The sequence below is a fragment of the Pseudomonas sp. PvP001 genome, from assembly GCF_040546375.1.
GTDB lineage: Bacteria > Pseudomonadota > Gammaproteobacteria > Pseudomonadales > Pseudomonadaceae > Aquipseudomonas > Aquipseudomonas coleopterorum.
In genome coordinates this window covers 1,854,263-1,875,000 of sequence record NZ_JBEPNQ010000001.1, presented here as the reverse complement: position 1 = coordinate 1,875,000, position 20,738 = coordinate 1,854,263, and the positions used below count along the sequence as shown (strand labels likewise).

7 protein-coding genes, 2 tRNA genes, 2 rRNA genes and 1 pseudogene are annotated in these 20,738 nt (G+C 60.3%); 11 read left to right on the top strand and 1 reads right to left on the bottom strand.

Annotated elements, in window-relative coordinates; genetic code table 11:
- The first annotated feature begins 30 nt into the window (after nucleotides 1-30).
- From ABMD26_RS08605 to recD, 7 genes are all read left to right on the top strand, one after another.
- Nucleotides 31-107: transfer RNA gene (locus ABMD26_RS08605), tRNA-Ile, on the top strand.
- 5 nt (nucleotides 108-112) lie between these two features.
- Nucleotides 113-188 (top strand) — tRNA-Ala (locus ABMD26_RS08600).
- A 250-nt stretch (nucleotides 189-438) separates the two neighbouring features.
- Nucleotides 439-3,333, top strand: a 23S ribosomal RNA gene (locus ABMD26_RS08595).
- 147 nt (nucleotides 3,334-3,480) lie between these two features.
- A 5S ribosomal RNA gene (gene rrf / locus ABMD26_RS08590) occupies nucleotides 3,481-3,596 on the top strand.
- A 210-nt stretch (nucleotides 3,597-3,806) separates the two neighbouring features.
- Nucleotides 3,807-7,286 carry an exodeoxyribonuclease V subunit gamma gene (gene recC, locus ABMD26_RS08585; protein ID WP_354309065.1) on the top strand — a complete coding sequence of 1,160 codons (3,480 nt, stop codon included), beginning with the start codon at nucleotides 3,807-3,809 and terminating at the stop codon, nucleotides 7,284-7,286.
- Nucleotides 7,283-10,978, top strand: coding sequence for an exodeoxyribonuclease V subunit beta (gene recB / locus ABMD26_RS08580; protein WP_354309063.1), 3,696 nt, complete (start codon nucleotides 7,283-7,285; stop codon nucleotides 10,976-10,978). The genes recC and recB overlap by 4 nt, the downstream gene beginning before the upstream one ends.
- The gene (recD, locus tag ABMD26_RS08575) at nucleotides 10,975-13,062 is read left to right on the top strand and encodes an exodeoxyribonuclease V subunit alpha (RefSeq protein WP_134723108.1); all 2,088 of its coding nucleotides are present in this window, start codon (nucleotides 10,975-10,977) and stop codon (nucleotides 13,060-13,062) included. Before recB ends, recD begins: the two co-directional genes overlap by 4 nt.
- Nucleotides 13,063-13,090: 28 nt before the next feature.
- On the opposite strand, the gene ABMD26_RS08570 is transcribed toward recD, so the two are convergent.
- Nucleotides 13,091-14,017 (bottom strand): LysR family transcriptional regulator, encoded by a 927-nt coding sequence (locus ABMD26_RS08570; RefSeq protein WP_134723107.1) that lies wholly within the window; start codon nucleotides 14,015-14,017, stop codon nucleotides 13,091-13,093.
- 100 nt (nucleotides 14,018-14,117) lie between these two features.
- Here ABMD26_RS08570 and ABMD26_RS08565 point away from each other — a divergent pair, with 100 nt between their 5' ends.
- The 4 genes and pseudogenes from ABMD26_RS08565 (at nucleotide 14,118) to pvrR (ending at nucleotide 20,632) form a co-directional block, all read left to right on the top strand.
- Nucleotides 14,118-15,644 (top strand): CoA-acylating methylmalonate-semialdehyde dehydrogenase, encoded by a 1,527-nt coding sequence (locus tag ABMD26_RS08565; protein WP_049858606.1) that lies wholly within the window; start codon nucleotides 14,118-14,120, stop codon nucleotides 15,642-15,644.
- A 10-nt stretch (nucleotides 15,645-15,654) separates the two neighbouring features.
- A pseudogene (gene mmsB / locus ABMD26_RS08560) lies at nucleotides 15,655-16,537 on the top strand (3-hydroxyisobutyrate dehydrogenase).
- 64 nt (nucleotides 16,538-16,601) lie between these two features.
- A complete protein-coding gene (locus ABMD26_RS08555) occupies nucleotides 16,602-19,439 on the top strand; it encodes an ATP-binding protein (RefSeq protein WP_354309060.1) in 2,838 nt (945 codons plus the stop codon).
- Complete coding sequence (gene pvrR, locus ABMD26_RS08550) at nucleotides 19,436-20,632, top strand: response regulator cyclic di-GMP phosphodiesterase PvrR (RefSeq protein ID WP_134723104.1); 1,197 nt, start codon at nucleotides 19,436-19,438, stop codon at nucleotides 20,630-20,632. Before ABMD26_RS08555 ends, pvrR begins: the two co-directional genes overlap by 4 nt.
- The last annotated feature ends 106 nt before the right edge of the window (nucleotides 20,633-20,738 follow it).

Genomic DNA, 20,738 nt, shown 5'->3' with positions numbered 1-20,738 from the left:
GAATTGCTTGATTCATTGAAGAAGACGATTGGGTCTGTAGCTCAGTTGGTTAGAGCGCACCCCTGATAAGGGTGAGGTCGGCAGTTCGAATCTGCCCAGACCCACCAATTATGGGGCCATAGCTCAGCTGGGAGAGCGCCTGCCTTGCACGCAGGAGGTCAGCGGTTCGATCCCGCTTGGCTCCACCACTTTTGGTGCTCCATCGTTGTCAAAGCTTAGAAATGAGCATTCCATCGGTTGATGGTTGAATGCTGATTTCTGATCTTTTTCAGAATCGTTCTTTAAAAATTTGGGTATGTGATAGAAAGATAGACTGGACAGACACTTTCACTGGTGTAGGTTCAGGCTAAGGTAAAATTTGTGAGTTGCTCTTAGAGTAAATGCGAATTTTCGGCGAATGTCGTCTTCACAGTATAACCAGATTGCTTGGGGTTATATGGTCAAGTGAAGAAGCGCATACGGTGGATGCCTTGGCAGTCAGAGGCGATGAAAGACGTGGTAGCCTGCGAAAAGCTTCGGGGAGTCGGCAAACAGACTGTGATCCGGAGATGTCTGAATGGGGGAACCCAGCCATCATAAGATGGTTATCTCATGCTGAATACATAGGCATGCGAGGCGAACCAGGGGAACTGAAACATCTAAGTACCCTGAGGAAAAGAAATCAACCGAGATTCCCTTAGTAGTGGCGAGCGAACGGGGACCAGCCCTTAAGTTGGTTTGAGATTAGCGGAACGCTCTGGAAAGTGCGGCCATAGTGGGTGATAGCCCTGTACGCGAAAATCTCTTGTCAATGAAATCGAGTAGGACGGGGCACGAGAAACCTTGTCTGAATATGGGGGGACCATCCTCCAAGGCTAAATACTACTGACTGACCGATAGTGAACTAGTACCGTGAGGGAAAGGCGAAAAGAACCCCGGAGAGGGGAGTGAAATAGATCCTGAAACCGTATGCGTACAAGCAGTGGGAGCAGACTTTGTTCTGTGACTGCGTACCTTTTGTATAATGGGTCAGCGACTTATATTCAGTGGCGAGCTTAACCGAATAGGGGAGGCGTAGCGAAAGCGAGTCTTAATAGGGCGTTTAGTCGCTGGGTATAGACCCGAAACCGGGCGATCTATCCATGGGCAGGTTGAAGGTTAGGTAACACTGACTGGAGGACCGAACCGACTACCGTTGAAAAGTTAGCGGATGACCTGTGGATCGGAGTGAAAGGCTAATCAAGCTCGGAGATAGCTGGTTCTCCTCGAAAGCTATTTAGGTAGCGCCTCATGTATCACTGTAGGGGGTAGAGCACTGTTTCGGCTAGGGGGTCATCCCGACTTACCAAACCGATGCAAACTCCGAATACCTACAAGTGCCGAGCATGGGAGACACACGGCGGGTGCTAACGTCCGTCGTGAAAAGGGAAACAACCCAGACCGTCAGCTAAGGTCCCAAAATCCTGGTTAAGTGGGAAACGATGTGGGAAGGCTTAGACAGCTAGGAGGTTGGCTTAGAAGCAGCCACCCTTTAAAGAAAGCGTAATAGCTCACTAGTCGAGTCGGCCTGCGCGGAAGATGTAACGGGGCTCAAACCAGGTACCGAAGCTACGGGTATCATCTTTTGATGATGCGGTAGAGGAGCGTTCTGTAAGCCTGTGAAGGTGAGTTGAGAAGCTTGCTGGAGGTATCAGAAGTGCGAATGCTGACATGAGTAACGACAATGGGTGTGAAAAACACCCACGCCGAAAGACCAAGGTTTCCTGCGCAACGTTAATCGACGCAGGGTTAGTCGGTCCCTAAGGCGAGGCTGAAAAGCGTAGTCGATGGAAAACAGGTTAATATTCCTGTACTTCTGGTTATTGCGATGGAGGGACGGAGAAGGCTAGGCCAGCTTGGCGTTGGTTGTCCAAGTTTAAGGTGGTAGGCTGGGATCTTAGGTAAATCCGGGATCTCAAGGCCGAGAGCTGATGACGAGTTGTCTTTTAGACGACGAAGTGGTTGATGCCATGCTTCCAAGAAAAGCTTCTAAGCTTCAGGTAACCAGGAACCGTACCCCAAACCGACACAGGTGGTTGGGTAGAGAATACCAAGGCGCTTGAGAGAACTCGGGTGAAGGAACTAGGCAAAATGGCACCGTAACTTCGGGAGAAGGTGCGCCGGTGAGGGTGAAGGACTTGCTCCGTAAGCTCATGCCGGTCGAAGATACCAGGCCGCTGCGACTGTTTATTAAAAACACAGCACTCTGCAAACACGAAAGTGGACGTATAGGGTGTGACGCCTGCCCGGTGCCGGAAGGTTAATTGATGGGGTTAGCGCAAGCGAAGCTCTTGATCGAAGCCCCGGTAAACGGCGGCCGTAACTATAACGGTCCTAAGGTAGCGAAATTCCTTGTCGGGTAAGTTCCGACCTGCACGAATGGCGTAACGATGGCGGCGCTGTCTCCACCCGAGACTCAGTGAAATTGAAATCGCTGTGAAGATGCAGTGTATCCGCGGCTAGACGGAAAGACCCCGTGAACCTTTACTATAGCTTTGCACTGGACTTTGAATTTGCTTGTGTAGGATAGGTGGGAGGCTTTGAAGCGTGGACGCCAGTCTGCGTGGAGCCATCCTTGAAATACCACCCTGGCAACTTTGAGGTTCTAACTCAGGTCCGTCATCCGGATCGAGGACAGTGTATGGTGGGTAGTTTGACTGGGGCGGTCTCCTCCTAAAGAGTAACGGAGGAGTACGAAGGTGCGCTCAGACCGGTCGGAAATCGGTCGTAGAGTATAAAGGCAAAAGCGCGCTTGACTGCGAGACAGACACGTCGAGCAGGTACGAAAGTAGGTCTTAGTGATCCGGTGGTTCTGTATGGAAGGGCCATCGCTCAACGGATAAAAGGTACTCCGGGGATAACAGGCTGATACCGCCCAAGAGTTCATATCGACGGCGGTGTTTGGCACCTCGATGTCGGCTCATCACATCCTGGGGCTGAAGCCGGTCCCAAGGGTATGGCTGTTCGCCATTTACAAGTGGTACGCGAGCTGGGTTTAGAACGTCGTGAGACAGTTCGGTCCCTATCTGCCGTGGACGTTTGAGATTTGAGAGGGGCTGCTCCTAGTACGAGAGGACCGGAGTGGACGAACCTCTGGTGTTCCGGTTGTCACGCCAGTGGCATTGCCGGGTAGCTATGTTCGGAAAAGATAACCGCTGAAAGCATCTAAGCGGGAAACTTGCCTCAAGATGAGATCTCACTGGAACCTTGAGTTCCCTGAAGGGCCGTCGAAGACTACGACGTTGATAGGTGGGGTGTGTAAGCGCTGTGAGGCGTTGAGCTAACCCATACTAATTGCCCGTGAGGCTTGACCATATAACACCCAAGCAATTTGCGTCGAAGACCAGATTGCGGTGACTGTGGAGATGACACGAACCGAAAGTTCGCAGCAGGACAACCCACAAATATCACATACCCGATTTGCTGGAGTGCCTCCCAAAGGGCATCCTGGCTACAGAATTTCTTGACGACCATAGAGCATTGGAACCACCTGATCCCATCCCGAACTCAGCAGTGAAACGATGCATCGCCGATGGTAGTGTGGGGTTTCCCCATGTGAGAGTAGGTCATCGTCAAGATTCAATTCCGAAACCCCTATCTGCGTGAGCAGGTAGGGGTTTTGTCTTTGTACGGCTTTTTCTCTAGCGCTTCCCTGTAAGACCTCTCCTACTTATCAAGTCGACATTCAGTTGTCTCTTACACGTTGAGCAGAACCGGCTGGCTCAACTGAGAAAGCTACATCTGATATGGTTGATCCTTGATTCACGCTTACCTCAAGGACTCCGCACATGTCGGCCATGTCGCCTCTCACCCCCGGTTTCATGGTTGTACATGGCAATCGCCTGGACGAACTGCGCAGTCTTGTCGTGAGCTGGATGCGCCTGTACCCGCTGCGTCCACTGGAAAACGAAATCATCCTGGTGCAGAGCAATGGCATCGCTCAATGGCTCAAGCTTGCGCTCGCCGCAGACGAAAGCGCAGATGAGGAAGGAGGGGTAGGAATCTCGGCGGCGGTGGATGTGCAGTTGCCTGGCAGTTTCATGTGGCAGCTGTATCGAAGCGTACTGGGGCATGACCAGATTCCTTCTTCCTCGCTGCTCGACAAGGCACCGCTTACCTGGCGTTTGATGCGTCTGTTACCGCAACTGATCGACCGGCCCCATTTCGAACCTCTCCAGCGCTTCCTGCTCGACGATAACGACCTGCGCAAGCGCTATCAGTTGTCAGAGCGCCTGGCAGACTTGTTCGATCAGTATCAGGTCTATCGCGCGGATTGGCTTCAGGACTGGGCGGTAGGCAAGCATCAGCTGCGCAATGGGCGCGGTTTGAGCAAGCCCTTGCCGGTAGGCAATTGTTGGCAAGCGGAGTTGTGGAGGGCATTGCTGGAGGATGTAGGGTCCGAAGGCATGGCACAAAGCCGGGCGGGGGTGCATCAACGCTTCATGGAGGCTGCCGCGGCGCTGGATGAAGCGCCTTCGACATTGCCATCGCGTGTGATCGTGTTCGGTATCTCTTCGTTACCAGCCCAAGGCCTGGAAGCCTTGGCGGCGCTGGGTCGCTTCAGTCAGGTGCTGTTGTGTGTGCACAACCCCTGTCGGCACCATTGGGCCGATATCGTGGCGGACAAGGACCTGCTGCGTCATCAATACAAGCGCCAGGCTCGCAAGCAGGGCATGCCGGTCGTATTGGATTCAGACAACCTTCATCAGCACGCCCATCCCTTGCTCGCTGCCTGGGGCAAGCAAGGGCGTGACTACATCAATCTGCTCGACAGCTATGACGACCCCGCCAGCTATCAGGCTGCATTTGGCGACGGTCGTATCGACCTTTTCAGCGAAGGCGAGCCGCGACACCTGTTGGGTCAGTTGCAGGACGACATCCTCGAGCTGCGCCCCCTGGCCGAAACACAGTCGATCTGGCCCAGCGTCGATATCAAGATCGATAAAAGCATTCGCTTCCACGTTGCCCACAGTGCGCAGCGCGAGGTGGAGATTCTGCACGATCAGCTGTTGGCACGCTTCAGTGCCGATGCCGCGCTGCGTCCACGTGACGTGATCGTCATGGTGCCCGACATCGACAGCTACGCCCCCCATATTCGAGCGGTGTTTGGCCAGCTGGACCGGGATGACCGCAGATTCATCCCCTTCACGCTGACCGATCAAGGGCAACGCGGGCGTGATCCTTTGCTCATAGCGGTCGAGCACCTGCTCAAGCTGCCGGACAGTCGCTTCCCCGTGAGCGAGATTCTTGATCTGCTCGACGTGCCTGCCCTGCGCAGTCGATTTGCGATTCTGGAGCGGGACCTGCCGACGCTGCGTCGCTGGATCGAAGGGGCGGGTATTCGCTGGGGTCTCGATGCACGCCAACGCACGCAGATGGGACTGCCGATCGAACTGGAGCAGAACACCTGGCGCTTTGGGCTGCGACGAATGTTGCTTGGTTATGCCGTGGGAACCGGAATAGGGTGCAGTGACATCGAGCCCTACGACGAAATCGGTGGCCTGGATGCAGCGCTTATCGGGCCGCTTGCAGCGCTTTTGGATGCGCTGGAAGTGGCCTGCCAGCAACTTGATCGTCCGGCCACCCCTGCGCAGTGGGGTATCAGACTGCATCAGTTGCTGCAGCTGTTCTTCACTGCCGACACGGAGCATGACGAATACCTGCTCAATCAGCTTGAAGAACTGCGTGAAGAGTGGCTGGAAACCTGCGAAGCGGTGGGACTGGTCGAGCAATTGCCGCTGACGGTGGTGCGTGAAGCCTGGCTCGCGGGGCTGGATCAGGGGCGCTTGAGCCAGCGCTTCCTGGCAGGCTCCGTCAACTTCTGTACCTTGATGCCGATGCGCGCCATTCCATTCAAGATCGTTTGCCTGTTGGGCATGAACGATGGCGACTACCCGCGGGCGCAGCCACCGCTGGACTTCGACTTGATGGGCAGCGATTACCGCCCGGGGGACCGTTCCCGTCGCGAGGACGACCGCTACCTGCTGCTGGAAGCGCTGCTCTCGGCGCGTGAGCAACTCTACATGAGCTGGGTGGGGCGCAGCATCAGGGACAACAGCGAACATCCACCGTCGGTGCTGATCGGGCAGTTGCGCGATCACCTGGCCAGTGGCTGGCGGCTGTCAGGCGACGAGGCACTGGACAGTTCCGCTAGCGGACAGAAGCTCTTGCACGCGCTCACGCTGGAGCATCCGCTTCAGCCTTTCAGTGCTCGGTACTTTCACCAGGGAAATCCTGCGCTCTTCAGTTTTGCCAGCGAGTGGCAGCACTTGCACGCAGGCATAGCGGCAGCGGATGCGCAGGTACCGCTGCCTGCTCATCGTCAGGAAGAGCCATTGAGCGTGGCTCAGTTGCAGGATTTTCTGCGCAATCCGGTCAGGCACTTTTTCAGCCAGCGGCTCAAGGTCTTCTTCGAGTCGGCCGAGAAGCCGGTGTCCGATATCGAGCCCTTCGTGCTCGATGCGCTGGAGCGTTACACCCTCAGTGACAGCCTGCTCAGTGCGGGCATGGCCAGTGCCGGTGAAATCACCGACGTGCTGGAGAACCACGCTCGGAAGTTGCAGGGCAGCGGTCTTTTACCCATGGCAGAGTTCGGTACGCGACTGCGGGAAGAATTGATCGAACCATTGCCCGATCTGCTCGAGCGCTATCGCCAGTTGCTCGTGCTCTGGCCTTCCCGGCTGGACAGCGCTTTACCGATCACTTTCCGGGCACAGGGCATCGTGCTGGAGGGGTGGCTGGCGGGCGTGTACCAGCGCGAGGATGGCAACTGCCTCAGTGTTTCGACGATCGCCAATGCCATCGGCGGCGTGCGCTCGCGCAAATGGCATCGTCTGATACGTCCCTGGGTCTTGCATCTCGCATCGTGCGCCGTGGGACTGCCCCTGACAACGGCGGTAGTGGCCAGCGACGATACCTTGTTGCTCGATCCATTGCCTCTGGACCAGGCTCAAACGGCGCTGAGCGATCTCTTGCTGGCCTGGCAGACGGGCATGACCCGTCCTCTGCCGGTAGCGGTGAAGACAGCGGTGGCCTGGCTTTCGCAGACTGATGAGGAGAAAGCCTTGGCGGCAGCACGAAAAGCCTATGAGGGGGATGGGGTGACCAGCAATGGCGAGCGCCGGGAGGCGGTGGCGTTGATGCGTCAGTTCGCTGATTTCGATGCACTGGTCGACAGTGAAGAATTCGAGGGTTGGGCTCAGACGCTCTACCAACCCATGCTGGAAGCGCCCTGGCGCTCGGTCGATGAGCAGGAGGCCCGATCATGACGTCTCCTGAACGTCCATTGGCGTTGGCCTTCCCCCTGCGTGGCAGTCAGTTGATCGAAGCCAGCGCGGGCACCGGCAAGACATTCACCATTTCCGCACTCTATCTGCGTTTGATCCTGGGCCACGGTGCGGACATCAACGGATTCGGTCGCGAACTGCTGCCTCCGCAGATCTTGGTCGTGACCTTCACCGATGCGGCGACCAAGGAGCTGCGCGAGCGGATCCGCATACGGCTGGCCGAAGCGGCTCGTTTTTTTCGAGAGGAGATCGCGGCACCGGATGCATTGATCGCGCAGTTGCGCGACGAATTCGACACCACCCAGTGGGCGGCCAGCGCAGCCCGACTGGATATTGCTGCGCAATGGATGGATGAAGCAGCCGTTTCCACGATCCACAGCTGGTGCCAGCGCATGCTGCGCGAGCATGCGTTCGACAGCGGCAGCTTGTTTACCCAGAGTCTGGAGACCGATCACAGCGACCTGCTGGGCGAAGTCGTGCGCGACTATTGGCGGCGCTATTACTACCCGATGCAAGGCGCTGCCCTGGATTGGGTAAGAGCCCATCTGGGCGGGCCCGCAGCGTTGCTCGCCAGAGTACGAGGGCTGTTTGCCCATGCGCACGAGGGCGCTTCGGGCGATGAACCCGGTGAGCTGATCGAGCGTGCTCTGGCCGAGCGTGAGCAGGCCTTGATCGAGCTCAAGAAACCCTGGCCGCAGTGGGCCATCGAGTTGCGTGAAATATGCCTGCAGGCCGTGGCGGCGAAGGCGGTCGACGGTCGCAAGATGCAGGCACGCTATTTCGAACCCTGGTTCGAGAAGATCACGGCCTGGGCGACCGACCCGGATCAGCACGAGCTGGATATCGGCACCGGCTTTACCCGCCTGACACCCGAAGGCATGGCCGAAGCCTGGAAGGGTGAGGCCCCTGATCACCCTGGATTGCAGGCGATGGTCATGCTGCCCGCAGCGCTGGCGGCGCTGCCGACACCTGAAAGCGCGGTGCTCAGGCACGCTGCCCAGTGGATCGGCGAACGCTTCGAGGAAGAGAAGCGCCGGCGTGCGGAAATGGGCTTCGACGATATGCTGGTCCGGCTCGACCGTGCGCTTCAGGGCGCCGGTGGTGAGCAGTTGGCCCAGTTGATTCGCGAACAGTTTCCGGTAGCCCTGATCGATGAGTTTCAGGACACCGATCCGGTTCAGTACCGCATCTTCGAGCGTATCTATCACATCGAGGAGAACGAACAGGAGACCGGTCTGTTCCTGATCGGCGATCCGAAGCAGGCGATCTACGCTTTCCGCGGTGCCGATATAAACACCTACTTGCAGGCACGTCGTGCGACCGAGGGGCGGCTGCATACATTGGGTACCAATTTCCGGTCAACCCGGGCCATGGTCGGGGCGGTCAACCATGTGTTCATGCAGGCCGAGCAGCGTGTGCAGGGACGAGGTGCGTTCCTGTTCCGGCAGGGTGAAGACAATCCGGTGCCGTTCATCGATGTGCAGGCCCAGGGGCGCAAGGAATCATTGATCGTCGAGGAGCAGGCCGTACCGGCGCTGACCCTCTGGCAATTGCCCAGTGATCAGCCTGTTTCGGGCGTTGCCTATCGCAAGGCCCTGGCAGCTGCCTGCGCGGCCGAAATCGTGAGCCTGTTGAACGCCGGCCAAGCCGGGCAAGGTGGCTTTCAAGTGGAGGGGCGCAAAGTCAGAGGTATTCTGCCGGCCGACATCGCCATTTTGGTACGCGATGGCAAGGAAGCTCAGGCCGTGCGCGCCGAGTTGACCGAGCGCGGGGTACGCAGCGTGTACCTGTCGGACAAGGATTCGGTGTTCGCTGCACAAGAGGCCCACGATCTGCTGGCCTGGCTGAAGGCGTGCGCCGAGCCCGATTCGGAGCGGCAATTGCGCGCTGCCTTGGCGAGCATGACGCTGAACCGTTCGCTGCATGAACTGGAGCAGTTGAATCTCAGCGAGCTGGAATGGGAAGCGCGAGTCATGCAGTTCCGCAGCTATCGAACCATCTGGCGCAGCCAGGGTGTGCTGCCGATGCTGCGCAGGTTGCTGCACGACTTCGACCTGCCGTTGGCGTTGATCGGTCGCGACGATGGCGAACGTATCCTGACCAACCTGCTGCACCTGTGCGAACTGTTGCAGCAGGCATCCAGCGAACTGGACGGCGAGCAAGCGTTGATCCGTCATCTGAGCGAACAGCTGGCGCTGTCCGGCAGCGCGGCCGAGGAGCACATCCTGCGCCTGGAAAGCGACGAGCAGTTGGTGAAGGTGGTGACCATTCACAAGTCCAAGGGGCTGGAGTACGCGCTGGTTTTCCTGCCCTTCATCTGCAGCTGCAAGCCGGTCGATGGCAAGCGCTTGCCGTTGATCTATCACGATGCGTCACACCGGGCGCAACTGACGCTGAGCCCTACGCCTGAACAGGTGGCGCTGGCCGACGACGAGCGCCTGGCCGAGGATCTGCGTCTGCTCTACGTGGCCTTGACCCGGGCTCAACACAGCTGTTGGCTCGGCATCGCGGACCTCAAGCGCGGCACGACCAAGGAGTCGGTGTTCCATCGCTCGGCCATTGGTTACCTGTTGGGCGGCGGGCAGCCTCTGGTCGATGCGAGCCAGCTTGCGAGCTGGTTGCAGGCTGCGAGTGCGGGATGCCCGGACATCGTGAGCCTGCCGGTACCGGAAGCGGACGAGACCCGCTACGTACCGTTGCGCAGCGATGCCGCGCTGCTCAAGGTGCGCCAACCCAAGCGCAGTGCTCGGGAAAACTGGTGGATAGCCTCTTACAGTGCGTTGCGCATCAGCGACACCTTGAGCGCGGATGACGATCAGGCGCCCGACAGCGCGCTTGAGCAGAAGCTCATGGACGATGAGCGCCTGGACGTCCAGGTACCGCGCGAAGTGCCGGCCACCAGCGGCGATATTCATCGTTTCCCCCGCGGTCCGGGTCCGGGGACCTTTCTGCACGGTTTACTGGAGTGGGCGGGGCGCGAAGGGTTTGCCAGTGTTGCGGCGGCTCCAGAACGTTTGGCCGACAACGTCGCACGCCGTTGCAGTCGGCGCGGCTGGACCGGTTGGATCCCGACCCTCGACGAATGGCTGCGACGTTTCATCGACGAGCCATTGCGCCTCGGATCTGAACGCGCGCCGGTACGCATGGCTGAGCTCGATCAATACCAGATCGAAATGGAGTTCTGGTTCGCCAGCCACAAGGTCGACGTGACCCGGCTCGATGCTCTGGTGCGCCAGTACACTCACCCTGGCGTGCTTAGGCTGCCAGCCGAAGGGGCGATGCTCAATGGCATGTTCAAGGGCTTCATCGACCTGTGCTTCGAGCATCAGGGGCAATATTACGTTGCCGACTACAAATCCAACTGGCTGGGCCCGGATGATGATGCCTATACCCAGGAGGCGATGACCGAATCCATTCTGGCCAACCGCTACGACCTGCAATACGTGCTGTACCTGCTTGCCTTGCACCGACAGTTGAAAGCCCGGCTGCCAGGGTACGACTACGACCAGCATGTTGGAGGTGCGGTATTCGTGTTTCTGCGTGGCCTGGGGGCGCCCAGTCAAGGGGTGTACTTCACGCGTCCGCCACGTGAGCTCATCGAGGAGCTCGATGCGTTGTTCAAAGGCGGACGCCGCGATGTCCAGGCCGACCTGTTCGAGGAAAGTACACCATGACCCGCTCGTTTGCCGACCTGTTGCCGACGCCTCTGGACGCACACAGCCTTGCTCGATTGCAGCCCCGCACACATACGGCTGACCTGTTGGCGCTGCTCGAACGCTGGGTCGAGCGCGGCTGGCTGCGCGCGCTGGACAAGGCCTTCGTGGCGTTTCTGGCCGACCTCGATCCGCAGGGGGATCCCCTGGTGTTGCTGGCTGCTGCCTTGGCCAGTCACCAGCTTGGGCATGGACACGTTTGCCTGGACTTGGCAGCAACGCTGCAGGCGCCGGATTTTGCCTTGTCGCTGCCGCCCGAAGGCGATCTGCAGGGAGGCGTGGCCCTGCTGCCATCGCAGTTGCTGGAGGGCCTGAGTGCCGACGCCTGGTTGAGCAGTCTGGCGAATAGCCCATTGGTGGGCAACGGGGACGACACTTCAGGCAGCTCGCCCTTGGTGCTTTCGAGTCAACGTCTGTACCTGCGTCGGTACTGGGCTTACGAGCGGCGCATCGGTGATGCGTTGCGCCAGCGTCTGGAGGCGCATGAGCCGATACCGGAGGATCTTGCCCAGCGTTTGACGCAATTGTTCGGCACCGCCGATGGGGCGCGGATCGATTGGCAGAAACTGGCCTGCGCGCTGGCGGCCCGCGGCGCCTTCAGCATCGTCACCGGCGGCCCGGGGACGGGCAAGACCACCACGGTGGTGCGCCTGCTGGCGCTGTTGCAGGGGCCTGCCGTTGCCCAGGACAAACCGCTGCGCATTCGTCTGGCGGCACCGACCGGCAAGGCGGCGGCTCGGCTGACGGAATCGATCAGCCTGCAGGTCCAGAGCCTGGAAGTGGACGCGGCGATCAAGGCACGCATTCCCACCGAGGTAACCACCGTTCACCGGCTGCTGGGAAGCCGTCCGGGTACGCGACATTTTCGTCACGATGCGGCCAACCCTCTGCCCTTGGACGTGTTGGTGGTCGACGAGGCCTCGATGATCGACCTCGAGATGATGGCCAACCTGCTCGACGCGCTGCCGCCTCATGCGCGGCTGGTGCTGCTGGGCGACAAGGATCAGTTGGCGTCGGTCGAGGCGGGGGCCGTGCTGGGCGATCTATGCAGCCAGGCCGAGGCCGGCTATTACAGCCCGGCGACGCGAGCCTGGCTGGAGCAGGTGAGCGGCGAGGATCTGGCGCACAGTGGTTTGCTCGAAGGGAACGAGCGTGATCACGCCTTGGCACAACAGGTGGTCATGTTGCGGCACTCGCGTCGGTTCGGCGAGGACAGTGGCATCGGCCAGTTGGCCGCCCGGGTCAACCTGCAGGACGCCGAAGGTGCGCGTGCCTTGCTCCAGGAAGGCCGGTACCAGGATGTGCATTGGCTGCCACTCAAGGGTGAACACGATGCGGCGCTGTTGCGTCTGCTGCTGGACGGGCATGGTCGCAGCAGCGATGGACCACAAGGCTACCGACGCTATCTCGAGCAGATCGATAGGGCTCGGCCGCCGGCCGAAACGCCACTGGAAGATGAAGCCTGGGCAACCTGGGCCCGTGGGTTGCTGAATGCTTTCGACGAGTTTCAGCTGCTGTGCGCCGTGCGCAAAGGGCCTTGGGGGGTCGAAAGCCTGAACGCACGCGCCACCCAGGCCTTGACACAGGCGCGCCTGATCGACGGAAGCCAACCTTGGTACGAGGGCCGTCCGGTATTGATGACCCGCAACGACTATGGCCTGGGTTTGATGAACGGTGATATCGGCATCGCCCTTATGCTGCCCGAGGGTGGCGGGCGCGAGCGAAGGGTCTTGCGCGTGGCCTTCCCGCGCAACGACGGGCAGGGCGGCATTCGCTTCGTGCTGCCCAGTCGGTTGAATGACGTGGAGACGGTGTACGCGATGACGGTGCACAAATCCCAGGGTTCCGAATTCGCGCACACGGCGCTGATCCTGCCGGACGCGTTGAATCCGGTATTGACCAAGGAGTTGATCTACACCGGAATCACGCGTGCCAAGCACTGGTTCACCTTGGTCGAAAGCCGCAAGGGTGTGTTCGAGGAAGCGGTACGGCGCAAGGTGAAGAGGCTCAGTGGGTTGATGCTTGGGTGGCAGTCTAACGTCTGAGTGGAGCGGGACGCGGCTGGCGCCGCTGCTACAGCAGGGCGGGGGTGCCCATCAATAGCGGTGCGTTGCGGTCGGTGACGTTGCGAATGTAATCCCACAACAGGGTGATGCGTTTCAGCTTGCGCAGATCCTCGCGGCAGTACATCCAGAACTGCCGGGTGATATCGATTTCATCGGGCAGGACCTCCACCAGGCGTTCGTCCTGGGCGGCCAGGAAGCAGGGCAGGATGACCAGGCCATGCCCCTGGAGCGCGGCAGTGTATTGGGCGATCACGCTGGTGCTGCGCAGTCCGGCGTTGACGTTGGGCAGCAGTTTGCTCAGGTAGAGCAGCTCGGAGCTGAATGCCAGGTCGTCGACGTAGCTGATGAAGCGGTGGCCGCTGAGTTGGGCGCTGCTGTCGATGGGCGGGTGGCGATCCAGGTAGGCGCGTGTGGCATACAGTTTCAGTCGGTAATCGCAGAGCTTGCAACAGACGTAGGGCCCGTGTTCGGGGCGTTCGAGCGCGATGACGATATCGGCTTCGCGCTTGGAGAGGCTGATGAAGTGTGGCAGCGGCAGGATGTCGACCGAGATCGCCGGGTAGGTGTCGACGAAGTGGCTCAGTTGCGGGGTGATGAAGAAGCTGCCGAAGCCTTCGGTGCAACCCATGCGAATGTGTCCGGACAGTGCCACGCCGGAGCCTGAAACCTGTTCGCAGGCCATGTGCAGGGTGCTTTCCATGGATTCGGCCGACGCGAGCAGGCGCTGCCCTTCGGCGGTGAGGACGAAGCCGGTGGTCCGTGATTTTTCGAACAGCAGGGTACCCAGCGCGTTTTCCAGCGAGCCGATGCGTCGCGACACGGTGGTGTAGTCCACCCCCAGGCGTTTGGCTGCGATGCTGGCCTTGCGGGTGCGGGCCACTTCGAGAAAGAACTTGAGGTCGTCCCAGTTCAGGCTGCTAAGGTCTTTTTGCATGTTGGACCGGCTTTATTGTGAGTTCTTGTTAGATGTTTGCAGCCTCTATACTCCATCGCAGAACCGTCTCGCCACAACAATAAATACGCGGAGGTCATCCATGAACGTGTCCGTTCAACCGAATGCCAGCAAGCTCGACGATGTGAAACTGCTGATCGATGGCCAGTGGGTCGCATCGACCACTCAGGAATGGCGCGACATCGTCAACCCGGCCACCCAGCAAGTGCTGGCGCGTGTGCCCTTCGCCACGACCGATGAAGTCAATGCCGCGGTTGCTGCCGCGCAGCGTGCGTTCAAGACCTGGCGTCTGACGCCGCTGGGTGCGCGGATGCGCATCATGCTCAAGCTGCAGGCCCTGATTCGCGAACACTCCAAACGGATCGCCCAGACCTTGAGTGCCGAGCAGGGCAAGACCATTGCCGACGCCGAAGGCGATATTTTCCGCGGCCTGGAAGTGGTCGAGCACGCCTGCTCCATCGGCAGCCTGCAGATGGGTGAGTTCGCCGAGAACGTCGCAGGTGGCGTCGATACCTACACCTTGCGTCAGCCCATCGGCGTCTGTGCCGGGATCACCCCGTTCAACTTTCCGGCGATGATTCCGTTGTGGATGTTTCCGATGGCCATCGTCTGCGGCAACACCTTCGTGCTCAAGCCGTCCGAGCAGGATCCCCTGTCCACGGTCCAGCTGGTAGAGCTGGCGCTGGAGGCGGGTGTGCCGCCTGGCGTGCTGAACGTGGTGCATGGCGGCAAGGAAGTGGTGGATGCGCTGTGCACCCATGCCGATATCAAAGCGGTGTCGTTCGTCGGCTCGACTGCGGTCGGCACTCATGTGTATGACCTGGCTGGCCGCCATGGCAAGCGTGTGCAGTCGATGATGGGGGCCAAGAACCATGCGGTGGTATTGCCGGACGCCAACCGCGAGCAGACCCTCAATGCGCTGGTCGGCGCTGCGTTCGGTGCAGCCGGGCAGCGCTGCATGGCGACTTCGGTGGCGGTGCTGGTGGGCAAATCCCGCGAGTGGATTCCGGACCTGAAGGCGCTGGCGCAGAAACTCAAGGTCAACGCAGGCAGCGAGCCGGGCACCGACGTCGGGCCGGTGATTTCCCGACGTGCGCTGGAGCGTGTCACGGGTTTGATCGACAGCGGGGTGCAGGAAGGCGCCAAGCTGGAGCTCGATGGCCGCGGTGTGCAGGTCCCCGGTTACGAGCAGGGCAACTTCGTGGGGCCGACCTTGTTCAGCGGTGTCACCACGGATATGCAGATCTACACCCAGGAGATTTTCGGACCGGTGCTGATCACCCTGGAAGTCGACACCCTCGATGATGCCATCGCCCTGGTCAACGCCAACCCGTTCGGCAACGGTGTGGGGCTGTTCACCCAGAGCGGTGCAGCGGCGCGCAAGTTTCAGAGCGAGATCGATGTGGGCCAGGTGGGCATCAATATCCCGATTCCCGTGCCGGTGCCTTCGTTCAGCTTCACCGGGTCGCGCGGTTCCAAACTCGGCGATCTGGGGCCCTACGGCAAGCAGGTGGTGCAGTTCTATACCCAGACCAAGACAGTCACGGCGCGCTGGTTCGATGACGACAGCGTGAACGATGGCGTCAACACCACCATCAACCTGAAGTAGGAGCACCGCCATGAACATCGCTTTCATTGGCCTGGGCAACATGGGCGCGCCCATGGCGCGCAACCTGCTCAAGGCCGGCCATACGTTGCACCTGTTCGATCTCAACCAGGCTGTGCTTGCCGAACTGGCGCAGTTGGGCGGGCATATCAGCGCATCGCCGAAGGATGCCGCCGCGCAGGGCGAGCTGGTGATCACCATGTTGCCGGCAGCCGCCCATGTGCGCAGCGTCTACCTGGGCGAGGAGGGCGTGCTGGCGGGTATTCGTTCCGGTACGCCGGCGGTGGATTGCAGCACCATCGATCCGCAGACCGCGCGCGACATTGCCGCCGCAGCGGCCAAGCAGGGTGTCGACCTGGCCGATGCGCCGGTATCGGGTGGCACTGGCGGCGCCCAGGCGGGCACCCTGACGTTCATGGTCGGCGCCTCGACCGAGCTGTTTGGCCAGTTGCAGCCAGTGCTGGCGCAGATGGGGCGAAACATCGTTCACTGTGGTGAGGTGGGCACCGGGCAGATCGCCAAGATCTGCAACAACCTGCTGCTGGGAATTTCCATGGTCGGTGTGTCCGAGGCCATGGCCCTGGGCAATGCGCTGGGCATCGATACCCAGGTGCTGGCCGGGATCATCAACAGCTCTACGGGCCGATGCTGGAGTTCGGACACCTACAATCCGTGGCCGGGCGTCAGCGAGACAGCGCCGGCTGCTCGTGGGTATAGCGGGGGCTTTGGAGCCGAACTGATGCTCAAGGATCTGGGCCTGGCGACCGAGGCGGCCAAGCAGGCCCGCCAGCCGGTGATTCTGGGGGCGGTGGCGCAGCAGTTGTATCAGGCGATGAGTTTGCGCGGGGAGGGGCGGGCTGGATTTCTCGGCGATCGTCAAGTCGTACCAGCGCTGACCGCCATGAGCGTTTAAGAATCGTCTGATGGGCCGGGTGCAGTGGGGTGCGTAGTGTGCGCCCCATGAAACTCAAACACTTCTTGCAACCGTTGGACTCTTCCTTCTCGACGCCCAAGGCGGCGCGCAAACTGTTGCATCTGTTTGCCGCAGCCTTGGTGTTGGGGCTGTTCGCCGGTGCAGGCAGTTATCTGCGTACGGCCTTCAATGATGAGGTCAGTCTGCGCCGCAGCGACATGAACGCGGCCATCTCCGATGCTCAGAATTTCTTCGTCAGCCGCCAGACATTGCTCAGAAGCCTGGGGCTTTCAGCTGTGCGCAATGTGGTGCAACCCAAGCCCAACCTCAACGAGGTACCCACCGAAGAGGTGCATATTGCCTTGGGCCAAGGCGCCGACAGTTGGAGCTTGTGGCTGACCAAGCGCATGCTCGCTCACCTGCGACAGAGCAAGGTCAACCTCCTGTATATCGGTGCGGGCCAGGGCCTGGCGCCAGACCAGACGTCCACCATCACCCGTCTGTTCAGTATCGCCGACAGCCTTTCTCCCGTACCGATGTGCGTGCCTCGCAGGCTGCGAGCCTTCGAAGGGGTTGGACAACCGACCAACGACTACCTCTGGCTCAGCGATCAGAGCGACGCCGCTTCGCCCCTGTATATTTTCACTCGGCTGGACGAGCGCAGTCCGGCTTCAGGGTGGCTGGGCCTGGAAGTGGACGTGCCAGACCTGATGGAAGCGCTGCGCCACGACAGCGCTGGAGATTTTCTGCTGCTCGATGCCAGGGGTGAGGTGATTTTCACCAGTGCTGTCGGTCAATCGGCGTACCAGGCGCTCGACCTGCTCAGGAGCAGCAACGCTTTTGGCCTGGTGGGCGGAGGCTGGCTTCCGCAGCATCTGGCGATCAAGAAACAGCTGGGCTATTCGCAATGGCAGATCGTCTACACCCTGAAGCTGAGTGCGCTGCTTCCGGCGTTGGCCGCACGTGTGTTGACCTGTCTGTTGTCGTGCCTGATTGCGACGATACTGATGTGCTGGCTGGTTCGGCGCATCGATCGGCGGCTGATCATCCCGGCAGGTCACCGTATTGAAGCGTTGGTGGAGAGTGAAGCGTTCAGCAGCACCGTCATTCGCATCGCGCCCGTGGCGCTGTGCGTGCTGCGTCGTAGCGATGGCAAGGTCGTGCTGCAGAACCCCTTGGCGGAGCAGTGGCTGGGCCATGGCCAGGAGCGTGAGCAGCTGTGTCATGGCTGGATTCATCGGGCCTTCGATCAACTGGACCGCAATGGCAGCGACGAAATCGAACTGGCCGATGGACGCCATCTTTACCTCGCCTTCGCGCCGACGCGTTACCAGCGCGAAGAGGTTCTGATCTGCGCGTTCAGCGATATCAGTGCCCGCAAACAGGTCGAGCGAGCATTGCAGCAGGCGCGCCGCTCGGCGGACGCGGCCAATGAGGCCAAGACGCTGTTCCTCGCCACCATGAGCCATGAAATCCGTACGCCGCTCTACGGCGTACTGGGCACCCTGGAGCTGCTGACGCGAACCGAACTCAATGGGCAGCAGCGCAACTACCTGAAAGCCATCGAGGGCTCGTCGGCCAACCTGCTGCAGTTGATCTGCGACGTGCTGGATGTGGCCAAGATCGAGGCAGGGCAATTGTCGCTGGAGCTGACGACCTTCTCGCCCTTGGCGCTGGTTCGGGAAGTCATGCAGGGGTATGCCGGTGCCGCTCAAGGCAAAGGCTTGCGGCTGTTCAGCTGCATCGATCCGCAGATGCCGCAGCAGTTGCGTGGGGATGTCACCCGATTACGCCAGGTGCTCAACAACCTGCTCAGCAATGCGCTCAAGTTCACTGACAGCGGTCGCATCGTGCTGCGGGTGCGCGTGGATACGCGAGACGACGAGCGCCCGGTGCTGCACTGGCAGATTGTCGATACCGGCAAGGGCATCAGCCGCGAAGATCAGCAGCATTTGTTCGAGCCGTTTTTCCAGGCCAGTGGCAATGCCAATGTGGTAGCCGGGACCGGTTTGGGCCTGTCGATCTGCAAGCGTCTGATTCATCTCATGAACGGCAATCTGCGAGTGGTCAGCGAACCGGGTCTGGGCAGTAGCTTCGCCTTCGATGTGCCCCTGGAGCAGGTGCGCGAGCAGCCGGGCCTGGTCAATGCCGAGCCACTCATGGCCCATAGGGTCTATGTGGTGTCGCGCATGCACGATCTGTCCGACAGCGTCTGCGGCTGGCTGCGACGCTGGGGCGCGATTGCCCAGGTTGGGGTGCCGGCAGCAGGGGAGGTGCCTGTCGATGCCGTACTGGTCGAGCTGGAGACGGTTGCCGAAGAGTCCAGTCTTGTGCCGCACTGGCTCGGTCCCAGGGTCATCGCCAGCCCCATGGAGCTGATGTTCGATGCAGCGCTTTCAGGCATCTGGCAGGCCAACCTCAACAATCTGGAAGAGATCAGGGAAGCGGTGTCCCGTGCCCAGGGACAAGCGCGCAAGCAATGCACCGGTGTCACCGAAGCTCCCGCTGAGATGGAGCTGAATCTTCGCGTGCTGGTGGTCGAGGACAATGTGATCAATCAATTGATTCTGCGTGATCAGCTCGAGGAGCTGGGCTGCAACGTGGTACTGGCCGGTGACGGTGTCGAGGCGTTGTCGCTGTGGCACGCTGCCGAGTTCGACCTGGTGCTGACCGATGTCAACATGCCGCGCATGAACGGCTATGAACTTGCCGCACAGTTGCGCCAGCGTGACTGCACGCTGCCCATTATCGGTGCCACGGCCAATGCCATGCGCGAAGAAGGCGACAAGTGCCTGGCCGCGGGGATGAACCAGTGCCTGATCAAACCGGTGACGTTGCGGGCCTTGCACCAGTGCCTGCAGCACTACCCGCGGAGGGTGGCGTGAGTCCCTATCGCGTGCTCATCGTTGAAGACCACCCCTTTCAACATGAGTATCTGGTGCATGTGTTCAATGAAGCGGGTGGCTTCAACGTCGACACCGTCTGGGACGGGCAGACAGCGCTGCAATCGTTGGCTGGCGGCCATTACGATTTGCTCCTCAGTGACCTGCTGATGCCCGGCATGGATGGGGTACAGCTGATCCAGCAACTGGCGACTCTGGACAACCCTCCGGTACTGGCGCTGATGAGCGTGGCGTCGCGACGCATGTTGGAGGGGGCTGGTCTGGCCGCGCGCAATCTGGGGCTGACCGTCGCCGGTCTGATCTCCAAACCCGTGCAGGCGACGGCCGTGCAACGCCTGCGCGACTGTCTGGACCAGATCGGCGGCGCGCCGCGCGGCGCGATCGGCCAGCCGATCCTGGAGGATGTGGACGCCGTCGCGGCAGCGCTGCACAACGGTCAGATACAGGCCTGGTTCCAGCCCAAGAAAAGCCTGTGCGATGGCCGCATCGTCGGCGCCGAGGCATTGGCGCGCTGGCTGCATCCTGGTGCAGGGTTGTTGATGCCCGGGGCCTTTCTCGGGTTGGTGCAGCGGGCGGGATTGGAAGAAACACTGCTGTGGCTGACCTTGCGGCATACATTGGCAGCGCAGCAGCACTGGCGGCGCAAGGGCTACAGCATTCCCGTGTCGATCAATCTGCCGACCCATCTGCTGGATCAGCATGATCTGGCTGACCGATTGCATGCGCAGGTCGTGGAGCAGGGTGCCGATCCACAACAGGTGATCTTCGAACTGATGGAAACCTCCACCACCCATCAGCTCAGCGATTACTACGCGGGCGCGTGCCGGTTGCGCATGAAGGGCTTTGGCCTGGCCCAGGATGATTTCGGTCAGGGCTTCAGCTCGTACTTCAATCTGGTGTCCACGCCTTTCAGCGAGCTCAAGCTCGACCGCTCGCTGGTGCACGGATGTGCCGACAACGAGCACTTGGCCACGGCACTGCAGAGCATTGTCGAGCTGTGCCGCAAATTTGGTCTGGCCGTGGTGGCAGAAGGCGTGGAAACCCATGCCGAGCTCATGCTGCTGCGTCGTATCGGCTGTGAGCAGGTACAGGGGTTTCTCATCTCGCCCGCCGTCGCGGTTGATCGTTTCAGCACTTTGCTGATAGAAGATGGCCCTGCGCCAGCACTAAGCTGATCGGACAGGGTCCGATGTCTACGAAGCCCAAGGGAAGGGTCGCCTGCATTCAGGCGTCAACGGCCACGGCCAGGCAACACGCCTTTCATCAAGGCTTCAACGGTAT

Coding starts and splice junctions, on each gene's coding strand:
- recC (WP_354309065.1), top strand. CDS start 3,807: ATGTCGGCCATGTCGCCTCTCACCCCCGGTTTCATGGTTGTACATGGC.
- recB (WP_354309063.1), top strand. CDS start 7,283: ATGACGTCTCCTGAACGTCCATTGGCGTTGGCCTTCCCCCTGCGTGGC.
- ABMD26_RS08565 (WP_049858606.1), top strand. CDS start 14,118: ATGAACGTGTCCGTTCAACCGAATGCCAGCAAGCTCGACGATGTGAAA.
- ABMD26_RS08570 (WP_134723107.1), bottom strand. CDS start 14,017: ATGCAAAAAGACCTTAGCAGCCTGAACTGGGACGACCTCAAGTTCTTT.
- recD (WP_134723108.1), top strand. CDS start 10,975: ATGACCCGCTCGTTTGCCGACCTGTTGCCGACGCCTCTGGACGCACAC.
- ABMD26_RS08555 (WP_354309060.1), top strand. CDS start 16,602: ATGAAACTCAAACACTTCTTGCAACCGTTGGACTCTTCCTTCTCGACG.